Here is an 18,299-nt window from a genome sequence, read left to right as displayed (position 1 = left end):
AAATCGAAAAACTCCGTGGCCTGATAGTCGTTGACCCTGGCGTCGTGCCCTGACTAGATTGAAAAGGTATCCAGGAACCTTTTGCCAGGCACCTCCCGCCTCGGCCACGGATGATAACAACCATAATCGCGAGGAAACCCATGAATCGCTCCCTGTCCCGACTCTCCCGCTCTCTGCTGACCGTGTCAGCGCTGTCGCTTTCAAGCCTGACCCTGTCCGCCGTTTCGACGTCTGCCGAGGCGACCGACCTGCGTATGCTGTCGAGCTATGATCTGACGTCGGCCTACACCCGTGAAGTCGCCCAGCGCTACATCGACAAGGTCCAGAGCGCCAGCGATGGCGACGTCAACATTGCCCTCAATGGACCCGATGTGGTGCCGCCCTTCGAACAGCTGCAGCCGGTCTCGGCAGGGGTGTTCGACCTGCTCTACACCCATGGCGCCTACCACACGAACACCACTGGCGTCGGTGCCGCCATGGACGGTGTCTTCGTCGACCCTGCCAAGACTCGTGAATCCGGGCTGTGGGACTTTATCGACAGCGAATACAACGCGCTGGGCCTGAAGCTTCTGGCCATTCCCCCGCTGGGCTCCAGTGGCTTCCAGTACATCCTCAAGGATCCCATCGATGGCACGCCGGGCCTGGAAGGGCGACGCCTGCGCGGCAGCCCCACCTACACCAACGTGACCCAGGGCCTGGGGGGCACCCCGGTACTGATGTCCAGTGGTGACGTCTATTCCTCCCTGGACCGCAACGTCATCGACGGTGCTGCCTGGGGTCTCAACGGCGTCGAGGACCTGGGCTGGCATGAAGTGGCGGGGTATTTCTCCAAGCCGACCTTCGGCCAGACCTACACCTACCTGCTGATGAACCTCGATACCTTCAACGGACTCGACGACGCTGAGCAAAGCGTGCTGCTGGCCCAGGGCGAAGCGCTCGAGGCTGAGATCGCCGGAATCCTCGACCAGCTGGCCGTGGAAGAGTGGGAGCGCCTGAAGGAGCTGGGCATGCAGGAGACCGAGTTTGCGCCGGAAGACGCCGAGCGGCTCGACGCCCTGGTGACCGAAGGCATCTGGCAGCTCGGACTCGACAAGTCCCCCGAAGCGGTCGCCAAGATGCGTGAGATCGCTGAAAGCAACGACATGACCCCCTAAGCGGATGGCACCCATGCTGGCTACCCTTGCCCGTTGGCACGATGGCCTCACGCGATTCGGCTTTTACCTCGGCGGTGCCACCTTGTGTGGCATCGTCGTGTGCTTCTGGATCGAAGTGGTGGCCCGCTACTTTTTCAATGCTCCGACCCTGTGGTCGAGTTCCATCGTCGCCTACTGCCTGTGTCTTTCCGCCAGCCTGGCCATGCCTGAGCTAGCTCGCACTCGCGGTCATATCGCGATCAGCGTCGTTCAGGACAGCCTGCCGGCGGCGCGCCAGCAGGGCTTCGAGCGCGTGACGGCGCTGCTGACCGCTGCGGTCTGTGGACTGGCGGCGTGGATGCTGATCAGCGAAAGCGCCCGCCAGCTGGCGAGTGGCACCACCACGGCCATGGGGCTCGACATCCCCAAGGTCTGGGTATCGAGCTTTATCGGCTACGGCTTCACCAACACGGCGCTGCATTTTCTGCGACGCGGGGTGTTTCCCGCCACCGTCGAGTGGCCCAGCGACACCCCCGGCGACAGCCCACAGCAGGAGAGCTAGGTGATGGAGTGGTATGTGACCCTGGGCGTGGCCATCGCCCTGCTGATGGGATTGTTTGCCTTGGGCGTGCCGGTCTTCGTGGCGTTTCTGGCGATCAATGTGGCCGGCACGTTCTGGCTGATGGGCAGCGCCGGCTTCGGCATGTTCGCCAACAGTGTCTACGACACCGTCACTTCGGAGACGCTGACGACCATCGCACTGTTTGTGCTGATGGGGGAGCTGCTGTTTCGTTCAGGCTCCATAGACGTCATCTTTGACTCCCTGGACACCCTGATGGGGCGCATCAAGGGACGTCTCTATTTCTTTGTCGTGGCACTGTCCACCTTGTTTGGTGCCCTGTCGGGGTCGGCCCTGGCGGTGACGGCCATGCTCAGCCGTTCAGCGCTGCCGACGATGCAGCAGCGCGGCTATGACGACCGCCTGTCGATCGGCCTGATACTAGGAGGGGCCGGCCTTGCACCGATCATTCCGCCGAGCCTGCTGGTCATCATCATTGGCTCCATGGTCGATGTGTCCATCGCGCGTCTGCTGATCGCCGGCATCATCCCGGGGATGCTGCTGGCCGGGCTGTTCGTCACCTATGTGGTCGTGCGCATGCTGCTGGACCCGTCGCGGGCCCCCGCGGTGGATGACTCCGGTGGCGGTAACTGGCGACAGCGAGGGCGTGCCCTGGCTAACATGGCGCCGTTCTCGATCATCATCTTTTCGGTGCTGGGGCTGATGATGCTGGGGGTGGCGACACCTTCTGAGTCCGCTGCCACGGGGGTGCTCGGTGCCATTGTGGTGGCCATCTACTATCGCAAGTTCAGCCTCAAGATGGCAGGCCAGGCGTTGCTGTCGTCGTTGTCCATCAGCGCCATGATCATCACGATCCTGGCCTGCTCCAAGCTGTTCAGTCAGCTTTTGTCCTTTACCGGGGCAACCTCGGGACTTGTCGCCGCGGCGACCGCCATGGACCTGAATGCCGGTCTGATGCTGCTGCTGTTGATGCTGATCCCGTTGATCGCCTGCATGTTCATCGACCAGATCGCCTTCATGATGGTGGTGATTCCCATCTATGCACCGCTGGTCAAGGCCTATGGCTTCGATCCGGTATGGTTCTGGACGCTGTTCTTGATCAATCTGGCGGTGGGCAGCCTGACACCTCCCTTTGGCTACAACCTGTTTGCGGTCAAGGGCGGGGCGCCGTCGGTGTCGATGCCGACCATCTATGCTGCTGCCTGGCCCATCGTGCTGTGCTTCCTGCTGGGCATGCTGCTGCTCTATTGGGTGCCGGCGTTGATCACCTGGCTGCCCAGCTTGATCTGATCCTGGCGTTACCTAGTCAACCGGCCTCAGCGGTCCTCAATCATCATTGCAAGCCGTTATCGTGCTAGTTACGTAATGGCATTACGGGAGTTACATGTACACCATTGCTGATCTTCCTGCCCCATTGGAGGCCGCCCGTCACGAGCGCCTGCTGATGTGCGAGACCGCCACCATCGGCCATTTCCGCGAGAGCGGCTTTATCGATCCCGAGATACGCTGTCAGCTCGATGAGGTGCGTGTTGCCGGCGTGGCCGTCACCCTGTCACTGCCACCAGGGGATGGCACCCTGCTCAACCATGCGATGCGTCTGCTGCGCCCGGGAGACGTCCTGGTGATTGACCGTCAGGGCGACCGACATCACGCCTGCTGGGGTGGCGTACTGACCGAGGTTGGCTCTCGTCTGGGACTGGCCGGGGTGATCATCGATGGCACTGCCACGGACCTTGCGACCATAAGGGCCAAGCGCTTTCCGGTGTGGAGTCGCGGTGTCTCGTCGTTGACCACCAAGCTTGCCAACCAGGGCGGCGCGATGAATCTGCCGGTCAGCGTCGGCGGTGTAGTGGTGTCAGCGGGAGATGTGGTTTTGGCCGACGAGAATGGCGTGGTGGTCATCCCCCCCTCGGAGGTCGACGCAGTGATCGATCACACCCTGGAGTTACAGCGGCAGGAAGAGATCATCCTGGAACGTCTGGCCGCTGGCGAGTGCCTGCCAGATATCAGCGGTGCTTCTGCCCTGGTGAACGCCGCCACGGTGTGATGGGCGGCTATTGCTCTGGAGCGCATAAAAAAGCCGCCCCGGAGGGCGGCAGGCTAGTCACGACCTTCCAGGTCGTGGACATCGCAGGGGCAAGGGGGCCTTGCGATGTCGTCAGGGAACGTCGTTACGTCTCGATGCCGGCGATTTCCTTACTCGAACGCTGCATAAATGCCTGCGTGGTCGAGTCGCTGCACGGCGGGCGCCAGGCATCGCTCGGCTCATGTATTCAGTGCTTGCTACTGCCGGATCAGGTAGTCAAAGGCACCGAGCGCAGCGGTGGCGCCTTCACCGACGGCAATGACGATCTGCTTGTACGGCACGGTAGTGACGTCGCCAGCAGCAAAGATGCCCGGCACTGAGGTCATGGCGTGGGCGTCGGTGACGATCTCGCCGCGCTCAGACAGTTCGATCGGAGAATCCTTCAGCCACTCGGTGTTGGGTACCAGGCCGATCTGCACGAAGACACCTTCCAGCTCGACCCTCTTGAGTTCGCCGCTGGAGCGCTCTTCGTAGCTGAGGCCGGTGACGCGATTGCCGTCGCCGTTGATCTCGGTGGTGCGAGCCCCGGAAATGATCTCGACATTGGGCAGGCTGCGCAGTTTCTTCTGCAGCACGGCATCGGCACGCAGCTCGTCCATGAACTCGAACAAGGTCACGTGGGAGACGATGCCAGCCAGGTCGATGGCAGCCTCGACGCCGGAGTTGCCACCGCCGATGACCGCAACCCGCTTGCCCTTGTACAGGGGGCCATCGCAATGGGGGCAATAGGCGACGCCGCGATTGCGGTACTCGGACTCGCCGGGCACGTTCATTTCGCGCCAGCGGGCACCGGTGGCCAGGATCAGGGTCTTGGAGCGCAGGCTGGCACCTGAGGCAAAGCGGACCTCATGCTCGCCGCCCGGGGTGCTGGCCGGTACCAGTTCCACAGCCCGCTGCAGATTCATGATATCCACATCGTACTGCTTTACGTGTTCTTCCAGCGCCGTGGCGAGCTTGGGACCTTCGGTCTCCTGCACCGAGATGAAGTTCTCGATGGCCATGGTGTCGAGTACCTGACCGCCAAAGCGATCTGCCGCCACACCAGTGCGAATGCCCTTGCGCGCCGCGTAGATCGAGGCGGCGGCACCGGCGGGGCCACCACCGATGGTCAGCACATCGAAGGCCTGCTTGGCGGACAGCTTCTCGGCTTCGCGTTGTTCCGCGCCGGTGTCGACCTTGGCCAGAATCTGTTCGAGTGTCATGCGGCCCTGGTCGAAGGGCTCCCCGTTCAGATAGACACTGGGCACCGACATGATTTCGCGGGATGCCACTTCGTCCTGGAACAGCGCGCCATCGATGGCATCGTGGGAGATGCGCGGATTCAGGATAGCCATCAGGTTCAGCGCCTGGACCACGTCCGGGCAGTTCTGGCACGACAGCGAGAAGTAGGTCTCGAAATGCATGTCCGCATCGAGGGACGTGATCTGTTCGATCACTTCTTCGCTGGCCTTGGGCGGATGGCCACCCACCTGCAGCAGTGCCAGCACCAGCGACGTGAATTCGTGGCCCATCGGGATACCGGCAAACACCACCCCGGTAGGGGCTCCGTCGCGATGCAGGGCAAAGGAGGGCGCGCGCTGGTCCTGGCCGTCGGTGGACAGGCTGATATGGTCACTGAGTGCGGCAATATCGCTCAGCAGACCGTGGAGTTCCTTGGACTTGTCGCCGTCATCCAGAGTGGCGACAAGCTCGAAGGGGCGAGTGACGCGTTCGAGATAGGCTTTCAGCTGTTGCTTGAGAGAGTCGTCCAACATGACAGCGGCAATCCTGGTATCTATGGGAAAGTAAAACTCTGCGGCGGACGTGGCTTCACCCGGTCACGTGCTCGAGCGCGAGCTGGGTGGGCGTTGAGCAGGCCGCAGAATCCCCACCGAACCCCTCTAAAACCCGCAGGGACCCGATCTCGCTTGCGCGACTGGTAGGATGACCGGGACGAGGAGCCCGGTGGGGAAAAGGGAGATCATCCCAGCGGGATGACAGGCGCCTCGCAGGAGGCGCCGTACTGCATATCGGCGAGGTTTAGATCTTGCCGACCAGGTCCAGAGACGGAGCGAGAGTCTCTTCGCCTTCCTTCCACTTCGCCGGGCACACTTCGTTCGGGTGAGCGGCGACATACTGAGCAGCCTTGACCTTGCGCAGCAGCTCTTCGGCATTACGGCCGATGTTGCCAGCGTTGATCTCGACGATCTGGATCTTGCCTTCCGGATCGATGACGAAGGTGCCACGCTCAGCCAGACCGTCTTCTTCGATCAGCACTTCAAAGTTGCGCGAAATGGTCAGAGTCGGGTCAGCAATCATCGGGAACTGCAGCTTGCCGATAGTCTCGGAGCTGTCGTGCCACGCCTTGTGGGTGAAGTGGGTGTCGGTGGAAACGCTGTAGATTTCCACGCCCAGCTTCTTGAACTCTTCGTAGTTGTCCGCCAGATCACCAAGCTCGGTCGGGCAGACGAAGGTGAAGTCGGCCGGATAGAAGAAGACGACGCTCCACTGGCCCTTCAGGTTGTCGCTGGTGACGTCGACAAACTCGCCATTGTGGTAAGCGGTGGCCTTGAACGGCTTGACTTCGGTGTTGATCAGGGACATTCCCGTCTCCTTTGAGCGATGGGTGTGTTGTCTGAAGACAGGGCATACCTTACGCAGATTCGGACGATAGGATAAATTGAATGGCCTGATGATCCTGATAAGAACTGGCTATGTTTGAGCGCGGGTGAAAGCGGGACACTCTTGCCCACAGGATGACCTCAGATGGCCTTGCACCAGCGCCTCAGTAGTCGGCGAGATAGCCCCGCAGACGGCTGACGGCCTGGCTGTGGAGCTGACACACCCGCGATTCGCTGACCCCCAGCACGGCGCCGATCTCCTTCAGGTTGAGCTCTTCCTGATAGTAGAGCCCCATCAACAGCTGCTCGCGCTCTGGCAGGGCAGCAATCGCTTCGACCAGGGCCTCGCGGCGCTCTCCGTCCAACAGGTCTGCCAGCGGCGCAGCAGCAATCTGGTCGCTGAAACGGTGCTCGTTGCCTTCGGCCAGCAGTTCCTCGAAGGGCATCAGCTGACCGTTGTTGACGTCGCCGAGCAAGCGCCGATAGCTGACCAGGTCCATATCAAGGGCGGCCGCTATCTCATGCTCTTCGGGGGCGCGGCCCAGGCGTTGCTGCAGCTCCCGGGTGGCTTGATCCAGAGCCCTCGCCTGGCGCCGCACGCTGCGCGGCAGCCAGTCGCGACTGCGCAGTTCGTCCAGCATGGCCCCGCGTACGCGCTGGCTGGCAAAGGTCGAGAACTGGGCGCCCTGGCTGGCGTCAAAGCGCCCCAGGGCTTCCAGCAGACCGACGATGCCAGCCTGAATCAGGTCGTCCAGGTCCACCCCGGCGGGGAGTTTGACCTGCAGCGCCAGAGCCTGTCGGCGCACCATGGGAAGGTAGGCCTCAAGCTGGGATTGGTGCTCCATTCTGCCTTGAGCGGTGTACATGGCATTGTCCTCGGCGACAGCGTCAACGGTGATTGACGATCACGGTCATGCCCTCGACCGTCTGCGGTGGCGCACCCTCCGCCAGACGAAAACGAAAGACGAAGGGGCCGGCGGCGGCGAGCCCGGCAAAGGCCTCGGTGCTGCCACGCGCGGCGTTCAGGCGTACGCAGCGATGGCCATGGCACAGGCGTGCCAACAGGCCTGCGCCAGGGGCCTGGCGATAGCGCCAGACCACTCGCTCGACGACACCATCGGCGTGTCCGGCGGGCGGTGCCAGCGCCGCTGAATCACGCTCCAGTTGGCTGGAGGCGACGGACAGGCGCGGAGCGCTGGCGGTCCAGGCGCCCGGAAAGGCCACGGCGGTGGCACTTGCCAGCACGACCGCGATGGCCACAGCGGCAGCGCTAACGGTGCGACGCAGGAAGCGGTTCACATGCCCCCCACTTGATGAGTGACGCGCAGTAGCCTGTCGTCTGGAATTTCGGCCTGGGACATCACCACCAGGTGACGCAGGCGCCGACGCAGGAAGCGCGCCAGCACTGGACGCATGTTCGGCGATACCACCAGGACCGGCGGCTCGCCGGTCGCTTCGTGACGAGCCAGGGCGGCCTCGGTCTGGTCCATCAGGGTCTGGGCCAGCCCCGGTTCGAGCGCACCGTTGCCGTTCATCGCCTGATTCAGTACCTGCTCCAGCTGAGGTTCGAGGCCGATGACGTTGAGGGACGCCTGGCCGGCAAACCACTGCTCGGTGATGGCCCGGCCCAGGGCAATCCTCACCAGCGCCGTCAGCTCGGAGGGGTCCTGTTGATGAGGAGCGTGTTCTGCCAGGGTGTCGAGAATCGTGCGCAGGTCGCGGATCGACACATCCTCGTCCAGCAGCTGCTGCAATACCCGGGTGAATGCGGTCAGCGATAGCGCCTTGGGAACCACCTCTTCCACCAGGGACTTCTGTTCACTGCCCAGCTTGTCGAGCAGTTTCTGTACTTCCTGGCGACCCAGCATCTCGGACGCATGACGATGCAGCAGGTGATTGAGGTGGGTGGCCACTACGGTGCTGGCGTCTACCACGGTGTAGCCATAGACCTGAGCGCGCTCACGCTGGCTGGCATCGATCCAGATGGCAGGCAGGCCAAAGGCGGGGTCCTGGGTCGGCGTGCCTTCCAGTTCGCCGGACACCTGACCGGGGTCGATGGCCAGCCAGCGGCCTGGCCAGGCTTCGGCGCGGCCGATCTCTGCCCCCTTGAGGGTGACGCGATAGGTCGAGGCGTCGAGCTCCAGGTTGTCGCGAATATGTACCACCGGCGGCAGAAACCCGACTTCCTGGGCAAACTTCTTGCGCACACTCTTGATCCGCCCCAGCAGCTCACCCTGCTGGCGGGCATCGACCAGGGGAATCAAGCGATGTCCCACCTCAAGACCCAGGGTGTCGACCAGCTGCACATCATCCCAGCTGGCCTCCGGGGCTTCGGTGGGAGGCGCCGGCGTTGCGCTTTCCTGCTCTTCCACCAGGCGCTTCTCGGACTGCCGCGATAGCCACCAGGCAAGTCCTGCCAGCAGACCCGTGAACAGCAGGAAGACCAGGTTGGGCATGCCCGGCACAAGACCGAGCAGGCCCATCACCCCAGCGGCCAGCAGCAGCACCTTGGGATTGACGAACAGCTGGCTGATCATCTGCTGGCCCACGTCCTGGTCGGTGTTGACCCGAGAGACCGTGACGCCGGCGGCGGTGGAGATGACCAGGGCCGGGATCTGAGCCACCAGACCGTCGCCAATGGTCAGCAGGATGTAAGTGCGAGCGGCGTCGGAAAAGGCCATGTCGTACTGCATCAGGCCGATCATCAGGCCACCAAGGACGTTGACCACCATGATCACCAGGCCCGCCATGGCGTCGCCGCGCACGAACTTGCTGGCACCATCCATGGAACCGTAGAAGTCGGCTTCCTGGGCCACTTCGGCACGCCGACGCTTGGCGTCTTCCTCGCCGATCAAGCCGGCGTTGAGGTCGGCGTCGATGGCCATCTGCTTGCCGGGCATGGCATCCAGCATGAAGCGAGCGCCCACTTCGGCGATGCGCCCCGCACCCTTGGTGATAACCATGAAGTTGATGATCACCAGGATCAGGAAGACCACCAGCCCCACGGCGAAATTGCCGCCGACCAGGAACTGGCCGAAGGCCTCGATGACCTTGCCCGCGGCGTCGCCACCTTCATGGCCGTTCATCAGCACGACCCGGGTCGAGGCGACGTTGAGTGACAGCCTGAGCAGGGTGGTGAACAGCAGCACCGCCGGGAAGGCAGCGAAGTCCAGCGGCTTCTCGGTGAACATGCTGACCAGCAGCACCATCACCGCCAGGGCGATGTTGAAGGTGAAGAACAGATCCAGCGCGAAGGGCGGCAGCGGCAGAATCATCATCGACAGGATCATGATGATCAGCAGCGGCCCGGCCAGCACCTTCATTGGCACCTCGGCCATCCAGTCGCGGCGCGTCAGATACTGGGAAAACGACTTCATCCGCGTGCTCCGTCAAGCCTGGATCGGGTGCTGGTGTCAGCGGTCATGGCTGTCTCTCATCGGTAGTCACGTCCTGTTCGGGCGCATCGGCGGCCACGGCCAGCTCGTCGGGAACGGCAATGGCCGTGGGGGCAGGGGGCGGGGCCTCGCCCTCGCTGGCGGCTCGCTTGAGGCCGAAAGCCCAGGCCAGCACCTCAGCCACGGCGGTATACAGCGCCATGGGAATCTCGCGATCGAGATCCACGTGGCGGTAGAGCGTTCTTGCCAGCGGCGGCGCCTCCAGCAGCGGCACTCCAGCCTCCTGGGCCAGGTCGCGGATGCGTGCGGCCACCGCGTCGGCTCCCTTGGCCACCACCCGCGGCGCCCCCATGTTGCCCTCGCGGTAACTCAAGGCCACGGCGAAGTGGGTGGGGTTGGTCACGACCACATCGGCCTCGGGCACCTTGCTCATCATGCGCCCGCGGGCCATGGCCTGCTGCTGCTGACGAATGCGGCCCTTGACCTGGGGGTCGCCCTCGGATTCCTTGTGTTCCTGTTTGATCTCTTCCTTGCTCATGCGCAGCTTCTTGGCGTGGCTCCAGAGCTGATACGGCACGTCGATCAGGATCACCACCACCAGGGTCAGCACCATCAAGGCGCTGGCTTCGGCCGCCATGCGCATCGCTGCGGCCAGGGCGGCGGCGATCGGCATCTCCATCAGGCCCAGCGCATCGCCCTTATGCAGATAGACGTAGCCCAGGCCGACGCCGCCGACCAGTACCGACTTGGCAATGGCCTTGGCCAGCTCTGCCAGGGCGTGGGTCGAGAACATCCGCTTGAGCCCCTTGGCGGGGTTGAGCTTGGACAGCTGCGGCTTGAGCGACTTGGCCGACACCAGCCAGCCTCCCAGCAGCGCCGGCGCCACCAGCGCGATCAGTGTCAGCAGCAGGAACAGGGGAATCAGGCTGATCAGGGTGCGGCTACCCAGGTCGAGGGCCTGGGACAGCATCGGCATGGTTTCCATGGCCTCGCGCCGCTCGAACAGGAAGGCCTGCTCCATGACCGAACCTAGCTGACCGTAAAGCATGGCACCCATCGACCACAGCCCGACCACGCCGCCCAGCAGCAGCATAAAGGTGGCCAGCTCGCGGGAACGGGCTACCTGGCCCTCCTCCCTGGCCTTCTCCAGGCGTCGGGGTGTGGCCTCTTCGGTCTTTTCCTGATCGCTCGCGCTATCGGCCATGGGCAGTCAATGGGCACAGATTCTGGTATGACCCATTGTCGCCGCTGTTAGCCAGATCAAAGGCTCGAAAAGATGACGAGAACGCAGGCTTACCCCCGGATGGAGGTAAGCCCAGAGACATTCCTGGGAAGGACGGTCAGACGCCGGATCAGCGCCGCAGCCGAACGATGTCGTCGGCGATCACGCGCACGGCAGGCCTGTCACCAGGCGTATGGACAACGGCGTGAGCTTAGAAGCCAAGCTCGTCCAGCAGATCGTCGACCTGGTCCTGACTGGCCACCACGTCGCTGCTTTCCGGCTTGATCTGCGGGCCGTTGAGCAGCGAGTCCTCGTTGCGCCGCCGCAGGCTGTCGCGGGCATCCGTATCAGGCACATTGTCGATGAGCACCTGCACCAGCTGGTCCTCAATCTCACGGATGACGTCCATCATGCGCTTGATCACCTGGCCAGTGAGGTCCTGAAAATCCTGTGCCATCAAGATTTCCAGCAGCTCCTTCTGGGTGGCCTGGGTGTTTTCCGGCACCATCGCCAGATAGGCGCGAGTGTCGCTGACCAGGTCGCGGGCGTCGTCCAGCTCCTTGGGAGCGTCGAACCAGGCCTGCCAGCGCTCGTCCAGGGCCTGGGCATGCTCGCTCAGGCTATCCTGCAGAGGCTGGGCGCGATCGATGGCGTTGAGTGAACGTTCTGCGGCCTGTTCCGTCATGCTGGCCACGTAGCTGAGACGATCACGAGCGTCGGGGATGGCCTCTGCGGCCTTTTCGATCTCCTTGTCCAGGCCCAGCTCACGCATGCTTTCACGCAGCATGCGGGTCAGCTGGCCAATGCGCTGGACCAGGTCGTCGCCTTGTGCACCGGAGTTGGCGCTGGCGATCTGCGGGTGTGTCATCGTTGTCTCCTGGTGACGCCTTGGCGTCACATGCCGAGCTTTTCGAAGATCTTATTCAGCTTTTCTTCCAGGGTGGCGGCGGTGAAGGGCTTGACCACATAGCCGTTGGCGCCAGCCTGGGCCGCGGCAATGATGTTTTCCTTCTTGGCCTCGGCGGTCACCATCAACACCGGCAGTGCCTTCAGACTGTCGTCGCCGCGGATGGTCTTGAGCATCTCGAGGCCGTCCAGGTTCGGCATGTTCCAGTCGGAGACGACAAAGTCGTAGCCGCCTTCACGCAGCTTGTTGAGCCCGTCCTGTCCGTCCTCGGCTTCTTCTACATTGGTGAAGCCCAGTTCCTTGAGCAGGCTGCGCACGATACGTCGCATGGTGGGAAAATCGTCCACCACCAGAATGCGCATGTTCTTGTCGGCCATGAATCAGGTTCCTCATCGTTCGCTTGGGGAGGAGGGGGCCTAGAAGGCCTCCCATTCGATTTCTTCGTGTCGTTGTGCGGTGCGTGTTGCGGGGGGTGCCGACTCGTCGTTGCGCAGTCTTGCGTCAGCAAGCGTTGGCGCGTCCGCGACCGGTTCCAGGGCGCGCTGGGAAAGCGCGGCGTTGCTATCGTCGGGCAGCTGGAAGATGGCGACCGTCGTGGCCAGCTGGCGGGCCTGGATGGCCAGGTCTTCGGCGGCGCGGGATACCTGCTGTACCAGCGCTGCATTTTGCTGGGTGGTCTGGTCGAGTTGGGTGACGGCCTGTCCGATCTGGCCGATACCCTCGCTCTGCTCGCGGGAGGCCACGGCGATCTCGTCGACAATGTCGTGGACCCGGCGCACGGCGTTGACCACCTCGGCCATGGTGTCACCGGCCTGGCGTGCCAGCTGGGTGCCCCCGTCGATACGCTGGGTGGATGTCTCGATCAGCGTCTTGATACGTCCTGCCGCCTCGGCGCTGCGGCTGGCCAGGCTGCGCACCTCGCCGGCGACGACCGCGAAGCCACGGCCCTGCTCGCCGGCCCTGGCGGCTTCCACCGAGGCATTCAGCGCCAGGATGTTGGTCTGGAAGGCAATGGCGTCGATCATCCCGGTGATATCGCTGATCTGACGGGAATCCTGGCTGATGGTCTCCATCGTCTCGACCACCCGCCCGACCACGTCTCCGCCCTGCTCGGCGGTGGTCGAGGCCTGGCTCGCCAGATGTCGCGCCTGGCCTGCATTATCGGCATTCTGGGCAACGGTGGTGGTCAGTTCGTCCATGCTGGCGGCGGTCTGTTCGATCGATGCCGCCTGTTGTTCGGTGCGTGCCGACAGGTCGACATTGCCAGCGGCGATCTCGCGACTGGCGTCGGCCATGCGAACTCCTCCATGGCGTACCTCGCTGACGGTCTGGCCCAGCTTGGCCTGCATCTGGTGCATGGCGGTGAACAGCTGGCTGATCTCGTTGTTGCCGCGCACCTCGATGGGCTGGGAGAGGTCGGCGTGGGCGATCGCGTCCAGGGTATTCACCGCGCGCTTGAGCGGTTTGATCACCAGACTTCGCAGCAGCAGGTAGGCGCCCAGCACCGCCAGCAGGATCATCACCAGGGCAGCGATCTCGAGCAGGCGATCCGTGGCCACCTGGCGTTCGAAGTCGGCCTTGATGACATCGCCACGGCGGTCGGCGTAGTGACTGAAGTCGTCGAGCACGTCGTTGAGGGCGTCAAGCTGCGGTGCCAGTTGACGGCTGCCCGCGGTGAAGCCCGTCATGTCGCCGGCTTCCAGCGCGTCGATCAGTGTCATCGCGCCCTCGATGACCTGGGGATAGCGGTCCTCGATCAACTGCCCCGTGGCGTCTCCCTGGGCGGTGCGTGGCACGGCGGAAAAGCGTTCAAAGTGGGTCCTGGCGCGTTCGACCAGTTCCCTGGCATGGCCAAGTCCGGACACCAGTTCCTGATTGACGCCGCCTGATGCCACTTCCACTTCCAGCAGGGCCTCATTGAGCAGCGCGTCACCGCGGCTGACGGCGTTGAGCTGCTCGACGTTGATACGATTGAGCAGCGACAGGGTCTGGGCGGCCTTGTGGCTGCTCAGCATGCCGATCCCGAGGCCGACAATGGCCGCCACGAGCAGGCTGGCGAGCATCGCCACCATCAGGGTGTGCAGGCGAATATGATGAAGTCTTGCCACGGTAGAGTCCTCTAGCTGACGGCGCCCTGCCCAGGGCGATGATCAAACACGTTGGGCGCGCCCTGCTGCGGCCACCAGGGCCAGGATGCGCGGCGCCACGTCGGGCAATGCAATCACTTCCGTGGCGCCGCCCAGGGCGATGGCTTCCCGCGGCATGCCGAACACCACACAGCTGGCTTCGTCCTGGGCGAGGGTCTTGGCGCCGGCTTCGCGCATGCGCAATAGGCCCGCCGCACCGTCCTTGCCCATGCCGGTCAGCAGCACGCCGACGGCATTGGCACCCGCCAGGCGTGCCACGGAGTCGAACATCACGTCCACCGAGGGCCGGTGACGGTTGACCGGTGGGCCTGCGTGAAGTCGCGCGATGTAGTTGGCACCGCTGCGGGCGAGTTCCAGGTGATGATCGCCGGGGGCGATATAGGCATGGCCCGGCAACAGGCGCTCGCCGTCGCTGGCTTCCTTGACGGCGATCTGGCACAGCCGGTCGAGGCGTTCAGCGAAGGAGCGGGTAAAGCCCCCAGGCATGTGCTGAGTGATGATGATCGCCGGGCTGGCGGCAGGCAGTGGCTCGAGCACCTGCCGAATGGCTTCGGTGCCGCCGGTGGAGGCCCCGATGGCGACCAGCTTTTCGCTGCCGATGATGGGTGCCGAAAGGCGCTGTGGTGGGGCTTCCCGAGGCTTGGTCTGACGCGGCCGAGAGCGCGCAGCAGCGCGTATCTTGTCGGCAATGTCATTGGCGTAGTCGAGCATGCCGTCGCGGATGCCAAGGGTCGGCTTGGCCACAAAATCCAGCGCGCCAAGCTCAAGCGCCCGCAGGGTGATGTCCGAGCCGGCCTGGGTCAGTGACGACACCATCAGCACGGGCATCGGTCGCAGCCGCATCAGTCGCTCGAGAAAGTCGAGCCCGTCCATGCGCGGCATTTCCACGTCCAGCGTCAGCACGTCCGGGTCGTGGCGCTTGATCAAATCGCGCGCCACCAGGGGATCCGGCGCCACTGCCACCACTTCCATATCCGCCTGGGATTGGATGATTTCCTTGAGCAGGTTGCGAATCAGTGCCGAATCATCGACGCACAACACCTTGATCTTGGGGGCACTCAAGCCGCTCTCCTCTGGGTGGTCCATGCCAGGATTATCGGCAGGCGCGCGCCGATCTTTAGGCGTCTGTCAGGGCGCCTGGCAACTGGTAGACCGTCTGCCCGCGCAGGCGGAAGGCGGCGGTGATCTGGGAAAAGTTCTCGGAATGTCCGGCGAACAGCAGACCGTCGGGCTTGAGCAGGGGGGCAAATCGCTCGAGGATGCGCTTTTGGGTCGGCTTGTCGAAATAAATCATGACGTTACGACAGAAGATGGCGTCAAAACGCCCCTCCAGTCCCCAGCTGGGCGAGAGCAGGTTGAGGGCGTTGAAGCTGACCCGACGGCTAAGCTCGGGATGGACCCGAGCCATACCCTCCTGACGTCCCTTTCCCCGCAGGAAGTGGCGCCTCAGCAGGGCCGGGTCCAGCCGCGACAGCTGCTCGATGCTGTAGACCCCGGCCCGGGCGCGGGCCAGTGCCTCGGTATCGATATCGGTGGCGATGACCTCAAGATTGGCGGTGTTGCCGCCAAGGGCATCGCTCAAGGTCATGGCGATGGAGTAGGGCTCCTCGCCGGTAGAGGCGGCGGCGCTCCAGACGCGGTAGCCGCCGGAGCGCTGACGAGCGTGCTCTGCCAGCAAGGGAAAATGGTGGGCCTCACGGAAGAAGGCCGTGAGGTTGGTGGTCAGGGCGTTGGTGAAGGCTTCCCATTCCCTGGCGTCCGGGCGCTGTTCGAGCCGCTCCAGGTAGTCACTGAAGCGTACCAGGCCGTGATGGCGCAGGCGCTTGGCCAGACGGCTGTAGACCATCTCGCGCTTGTGCTCGGCCAGCACGATACCGGCCCGCTCGTAGATCAGCTGACGAATGCGAGAAAAGTCTCGTTCGGTCAACAGCAGGTCGCGCTCGAGCGAGGCCATGGCCTCGCTCGGTTGACCGCTGATAGAGGCTGCCAGGGGGTCGTTCAAAAGGCTTCCCACTCCTCGTGGTGTGATGATGGGGCCGCAGGAGCTGCGCGGGAGGGCGCTGGCTCGTTGGCAGCCGGGCGGCGTGTGGTGTCGGGCTGTTCACTGACCTCTTCGCGCACGGCGCCCTTGAGACGGAAGGCGCGGATAGCGAACGACAGCGCCTCACTGTGATCCCGCAAGCGCATGGCGGCAGCGGCGGACGTCTGCACCCGAGCGGCGTTCTGCTGGGTGACCTGGTCCATTTCGGCGACGGCCTGATTGATTTGCACGATGCCGTTGCTCTGCTCGTTGGACGCTGCGGTTATCTCCGCCATGATGTCATTAACCCGGGTGGTGGCTTCCATGACCTCGGTCATGGATGCCTCGGCTTGACGTACCAGAGCGGCTCCGCCATCCACGCGCTGGTTGGCATCGTCGATCAGTGCCCGAATTTCGCTGGCGGCATCGGCGGAGCGCCCGGCCAGGGTGCGCACCTCTCCGGCCACCACCGCAAAGCCACGGCCTTGCTCACCGGCACGGGCGGCTTCGACCGAGGCGTTCAGTGCCAGGATGTTGGTCTGGAAGGCGATGGCATCGATGGTCGAGATGATCTCGGCCATCTTGCGTGACCCTTCGGTGATCTCCCCCATGTTGCCGACCAGGCGCTGCATCAGCTCGCCGGTGGCCTGGGTCCGTTCAGCGTTGTCAGAGGCCAGGCCGCTGGCCTGACGGGCGTTGTCGCTGTTATGGGCCACCGTGGTGGTCATCTCTTCCATGCTGGCGGCGGTCTGCTGCAACGACGACGCCTGCTGTTCGGTACGTGCCGACAGGTCTTCGTTGCCACGCGCGATCTCACCCACCGCAGGCGTGACCTGGGCGATGGCGCGATTGACGTCGCCGACGATGCTGCCGAGGCTCTTGCGCATGACGTCGAGGCCAGAGACGACCTGGCCAAACTCATCGCGGCGGGCACGCGGGACCTGGGCACCGAGATTGCCGGAGGCGATCTGCAGGCTGAAGCGCTGCACATCGCGCAGTGGCTTGAGCATGGCGCGCAGGGTCAGGGTGCCAATCAGGACCAACAGCAACAGGCCTGCGCCGAGAACGCCGGCGAGCACCATCAGCATATTTTGCTGCATCTGATTGGCCTGCATGGCCAGGGCATTGGCGGACGCCTGCTTGTCCTGGATCAGACTGGTAACGCGATTCGACAGCGCCTTGCCCTGGGCCTCCACACCGCCGATATGATTGGGCAGGGCCACAAACACTTCGTAGCTGTCATCACCGGACAGGATATCGATGGAGGCGCCGAGGCCTTCTTCCAGATAGTCGTTCAACTGGGTGTCGAAGGCGTCCGCCAGCGCGGTCTGGTTGACCTCACGGACGTGATAGCCGTCCCATAGCTTCGTCAGGCTTTCCTGAATGCCCGCCAGGTTGGCGGCATGCTCTTCGCGCTTGTCCATCAGCGCCATGCGTTCCTTGCCGACCAGCGACTGGTAGCCCTGGGTGATCAGCTGATCCATGCGCTGCAGCCGGGCCACGTCCTGCAGACCATCCTGGTGAATGGCGGCCAGGTGGCTTTCCGCCTGACGCTCGGCGTACAGACCCACCGCGCCGCTGGTGGCCAGCAGCAGGACGGCGACGCCGATCAGGCCAATCAGGCGGGCCTTCATGCTGGTCAGATTCAGGCGGCCCAGGGCGCCCAGCAGGCCACGTCGCTTCAGCTCACCCTGGCGCAGGACGAAGCGAGGGCGACGCTTGCCCGCGTGGTAGTCCGCGTAGGCGCGCTCGGCCAGCGCCACTTCATCGGCAGAGGCCTTGGTACGGACAGAGGCGTACCCCACGACCTCTCCGCCTTCTTCCAGCGGAGATACGCTGGCCTTGACCCAGTAGAAGTCGCCATTCTTGCGCCGGTTCTTGACCAGGCCTTGCCAGTTGCGCCCAGCCTTCAGGGTCTTCCACAGATCGGCAAAGGCCGCTGGCGGCATGTCCGGATGGCGCACCAGGTTGTGATGGGCGCCGACCAGCTCGTCACGGCTGAAGCCGCTGACCTCGACGAACGCCGGGTTGGCGTAGGTGATACGGCCCTGAAGGTCGGTACGGGAGATCAGGAAGTGCTCGTCGTCGAGGACGAACTCTCGTTGTGTCGTGGGTTGATTGTTGCGCATCATGCCCCCTGCGTGGCGGTGTTCTTATGTGTTTCTTTTTGGGCTCCGCGCTGGGTGTTTAGGGGCACGCCAGCGCGGTT

Annotated in this window: 16 protein-coding genes; 4 read left to right on the top strand and 12 right to left on the bottom strand. The window is 63.7% G+C overall.

The genetic code is table 11. From position 1 onward, the window contains the following. Nucleotides 1–140: 140 nt before the first annotated feature. The 4 genes from dctP to KUV72_RS06770 all read left to right on the top strand — a co-directional run bounded on the left by dctP (nucleotide 141) and on the right by KUV72_RS06770 (nucleotide 3,760). A complete protein-coding gene (gene dctP / locus KUV72_RS06785) occupies nucleotides 141–1,154 on the top strand; it encodes a TRAP transporter substrate-binding protein DctP (protein ID WP_222237861.1) in 1,014 nt (337 codons plus the stop codon). Nucleotides 1,155–1,167: 13 nt separating this feature from the next. Beyond that, nucleotides 1,168–1,695 carry a TRAP transporter small permease gene (locus KUV72_RS06780; protein WP_222237860.1) on the top strand — a complete coding sequence of 176 codons (528 nt, stop codon included), beginning with the start codon at nucleotides 1,168–1,170 and terminating at the stop codon, nucleotides 1,693–1,695. A 3-nt stretch (nucleotides 1,696–1,698) separates the two neighbouring features. Then, on the top strand, nucleotides 1,699–3,003 hold the full coding sequence (locus KUV72_RS06775; RefSeq protein ID WP_206942559.1) for a TRAP transporter large permease subunit: 1,305 nt from the start codon (nucleotides 1,699–1,701) through the stop codon (nucleotides 3,001–3,003). Nucleotides 3,004–3,097: 94 nt separating this feature from the next. Then, entirely contained in the window at nucleotides 3,098–3,760 is a 663-nt protein-coding gene (locus KUV72_RS06770) for an RraA family protein (RefSeq protein WP_206941927.1), read from the top strand. Nucleotides 3,761–3,996: 236 nt separating this feature from the next. Here KUV72_RS06770 and ahpF read toward each other — a convergent pair whose 3' ends face one another. From ahpF to KUV72_RS06710, 12 genes are all read right to left on the bottom strand, one after another. Further along, nucleotides 3,997–5,553: an alkyl hydroperoxide reductase subunit F gene (ahpF, locus tag KUV72_RS06765; RefSeq protein ID WP_222237859.1), complete on the bottom strand. Its 1,557-nt coding sequence runs from the start codon at nucleotides 5,551–5,553 to the stop codon at nucleotides 3,997–3,999. A 265-nt stretch (nucleotides 5,554–5,818) separates the two neighbouring features. After that, nucleotides 5,819–6,382 (bottom strand): alkyl hydroperoxide reductase subunit C, encoded by a 564-nt coding sequence (gene ahpC / locus KUV72_RS06760; protein WP_206941923.1) that lies wholly within the window; start codon nucleotides 6,380–6,382, stop codon nucleotides 5,819–5,821. A 181-nt stretch (nucleotides 6,383–6,563) separates the two neighbouring features. Beyond that, nucleotides 6,564–7,265 (bottom strand): RNA polymerase sigma factor FliA, encoded by a 702-nt coding sequence (locus KUV72_RS06755; protein WP_206941922.1) that lies wholly within the window; start codon nucleotides 7,263–7,265, stop codon nucleotides 6,564–6,566. Between the two features lie 22 nt (nucleotides 7,266–7,287). Further along, nucleotides 7,288–7,698, bottom strand: coding sequence for a flagellar protein FlhE (locus KUV72_RS06750; protein ID WP_206941920.1), 411 nt, complete (start codon nucleotides 7,696–7,698; stop codon nucleotides 7,288–7,290). Next, nucleotides 7,695–9,776: a flagellar biosynthesis protein FlhA gene (flhA, locus tag KUV72_RS06745; RefSeq protein WP_222237858.1), complete on the bottom strand. Its 2,082-nt coding sequence runs from the start codon at nucleotides 9,774–9,776 to the stop codon at nucleotides 7,695–7,697. Before flhA ends, KUV72_RS06750 begins: the two co-directional genes overlap by 4 nt. A 43-nt stretch (nucleotides 9,777–9,819) precedes the next feature. Then, entirely contained in the window at nucleotides 9,820–10,998 is a 1,179-nt protein-coding gene (gene flhB / locus KUV72_RS06740; RefSeq protein WP_206941916.1) for a flagellar biosynthesis protein FlhB, read from the bottom strand. A 229-nt stretch (nucleotides 10,999–11,227) separates the two neighbouring features. Next, nucleotides 11,228–11,884, bottom strand: a complete 657-nt coding sequence (gene cheZ, locus KUV72_RS06735) for a protein phosphatase CheZ (RefSeq protein WP_206941914.1) — start codon at nucleotides 11,882–11,884, stop codon at nucleotides 11,228–11,230. A 26-nt stretch (nucleotides 11,885–11,910) separates the two neighbouring features. Next, nucleotides 11,911–12,300 carry a chemotaxis response regulator CheY gene (cheY, locus tag KUV72_RS06730; protein WP_206941913.1) on the bottom strand — a complete coding sequence of 130 codons (390 nt, stop codon included), beginning with the start codon at nucleotides 12,298–12,300 and terminating at the stop codon, nucleotides 11,911–11,913. Nucleotides 12,301–12,339: 39 nt separating this feature from the next. Continuing rightward, nucleotides 12,340–14,031, bottom strand: coding sequence for a methyl-accepting chemotaxis protein (locus KUV72_RS19965; protein WP_222237857.1), 1,692 nt, complete (start codon nucleotides 14,029–14,031; stop codon nucleotides 12,340–12,342). Between the two features lie 42 nt (nucleotides 14,032–14,073). Beyond that, nucleotides 14,074–15,132, bottom strand: coding sequence for a chemotaxis response regulator protein-glutamate methylesterase (locus KUV72_RS06720; protein ID WP_315857861.1), 1,059 nt, complete (start codon nucleotides 15,130–15,132; stop codon nucleotides 14,074–14,076). A gap of 55 nt (nucleotides 15,133–15,187) precedes the next feature. Continuing rightward, nucleotides 15,188–16,024 (bottom strand): CheR family methyltransferase, encoded by an 837-nt coding sequence (locus KUV72_RS06715; protein ID WP_222238046.1) that lies wholly within the window; start codon nucleotides 16,022–16,024, stop codon nucleotides 15,188–15,190. 44 nt (nucleotides 16,025–16,068) lie between these two features. Beyond that, nucleotides 16,069–18,219 carry a methyl-accepting chemotaxis protein gene (locus tag KUV72_RS06710; RefSeq protein WP_222238045.1) on the bottom strand — a complete coding sequence of 717 codons (2,151 nt, stop codon included), beginning with the start codon at nucleotides 18,217–18,219 and terminating at the stop codon, nucleotides 16,069–16,071. Nucleotides 18,220–18,299 lie beyond the last annotated feature (80 nt).

The sequence above is a fragment of the Halomonas sp. DP4Y7-1 genome, from assembly GCF_019800705.1.
GTDB classification, from domain to species: Bacteria; Pseudomonadota; Gammaproteobacteria; order Pseudomonadales; family Halomonadaceae; genus Halomonas; species Halomonas litopenaei_A.
This window is presented reverse-complemented; position numbering and strand designations above follow the sequence as displayed.

Excerpts from the sequence above, each read along its gene's own strand:
- KUV72_RS06755 (WP_206941922.1), bottom strand. The coding sequence starts at position 7,265 with ATGTACACCGCTCAAGGCAGAATGGAGCACCAATCCCAGCTTGAGGCC.
- KUV72_RS06780 (WP_222237860.1), top strand. The coding sequence starts at position 1,168 with ATGCTGGCTACCCTTGCCCGTTGGCACGATGGCCTCACGCGATTCGGC.
- KUV72_RS06775 (WP_206942559.1), top strand. The coding sequence starts at position 1,699 with ATGGAGTGGTATGTGACCCTGGGCGTGGCCATCGCCCTGCTGATGGGA.
- KUV72_RS06770 (WP_206941927.1), top strand. The coding sequence starts at position 3,098 with ATGTACACCATTGCTGATCTTCCTGCCCCATTGGAGGCCGCCCGTCAC.
- dctP (WP_222237861.1), top strand. The coding sequence starts at position 141 with ATGAATCGCTCCCTGTCCCGACTCTCCCGCTCTCTGCTGACCGTGTCA.
- cheZ (WP_206941914.1), bottom strand. The coding sequence starts at position 11,884 with ATGACACACCCGCAGATCGCCAGCGCCAACTCCGGTGCACAAGGCGAC.
- cheY (WP_206941913.1), bottom strand. The coding sequence starts at position 12,300 with ATGGCCGACAAGAACATGCGCATTCTGGTGGTGGACGATTTTCCCACC.
- ahpC (WP_206941923.1), bottom strand. The coding sequence starts at position 6,382 with ATGTCCCTGATCAACACCGAAGTCAAGCCGTTCAAGGCCACCGCTTAC.
- KUV72_RS06715 (WP_222238046.1), bottom strand. The coding sequence starts at position 16,024 with ATGGCCTCGCTCGAGCGCGACCTGCTGTTGACCGAACGAGACTTTTCT.
- flhB (WP_206941916.1), bottom strand. The coding sequence starts at position 10,998 with ATGGCCGATAGCGCGAGCGATCAGGAAAAGACCGAAGAGGCCACACCC.
- flhA (WP_222237858.1), bottom strand. The coding sequence starts at position 9,776 with ATGAAGTCGTTTTCCCAGTATCTGACGCGCCGCGACTGGATGGCCGAG.
- KUV72_RS06710 (WP_222238045.1), bottom strand. The coding sequence starts at position 18,219 with ATGCGCAACAATCAACCCACGACACAACGAGAGTTCGTCCTCGACGAC.
- ahpF (WP_222237859.1), bottom strand. The coding sequence starts at position 5,553 with ATGTTGGACGACTCTCTCAAGCAACAGCTGAAAGCCTATCTCGAACGC.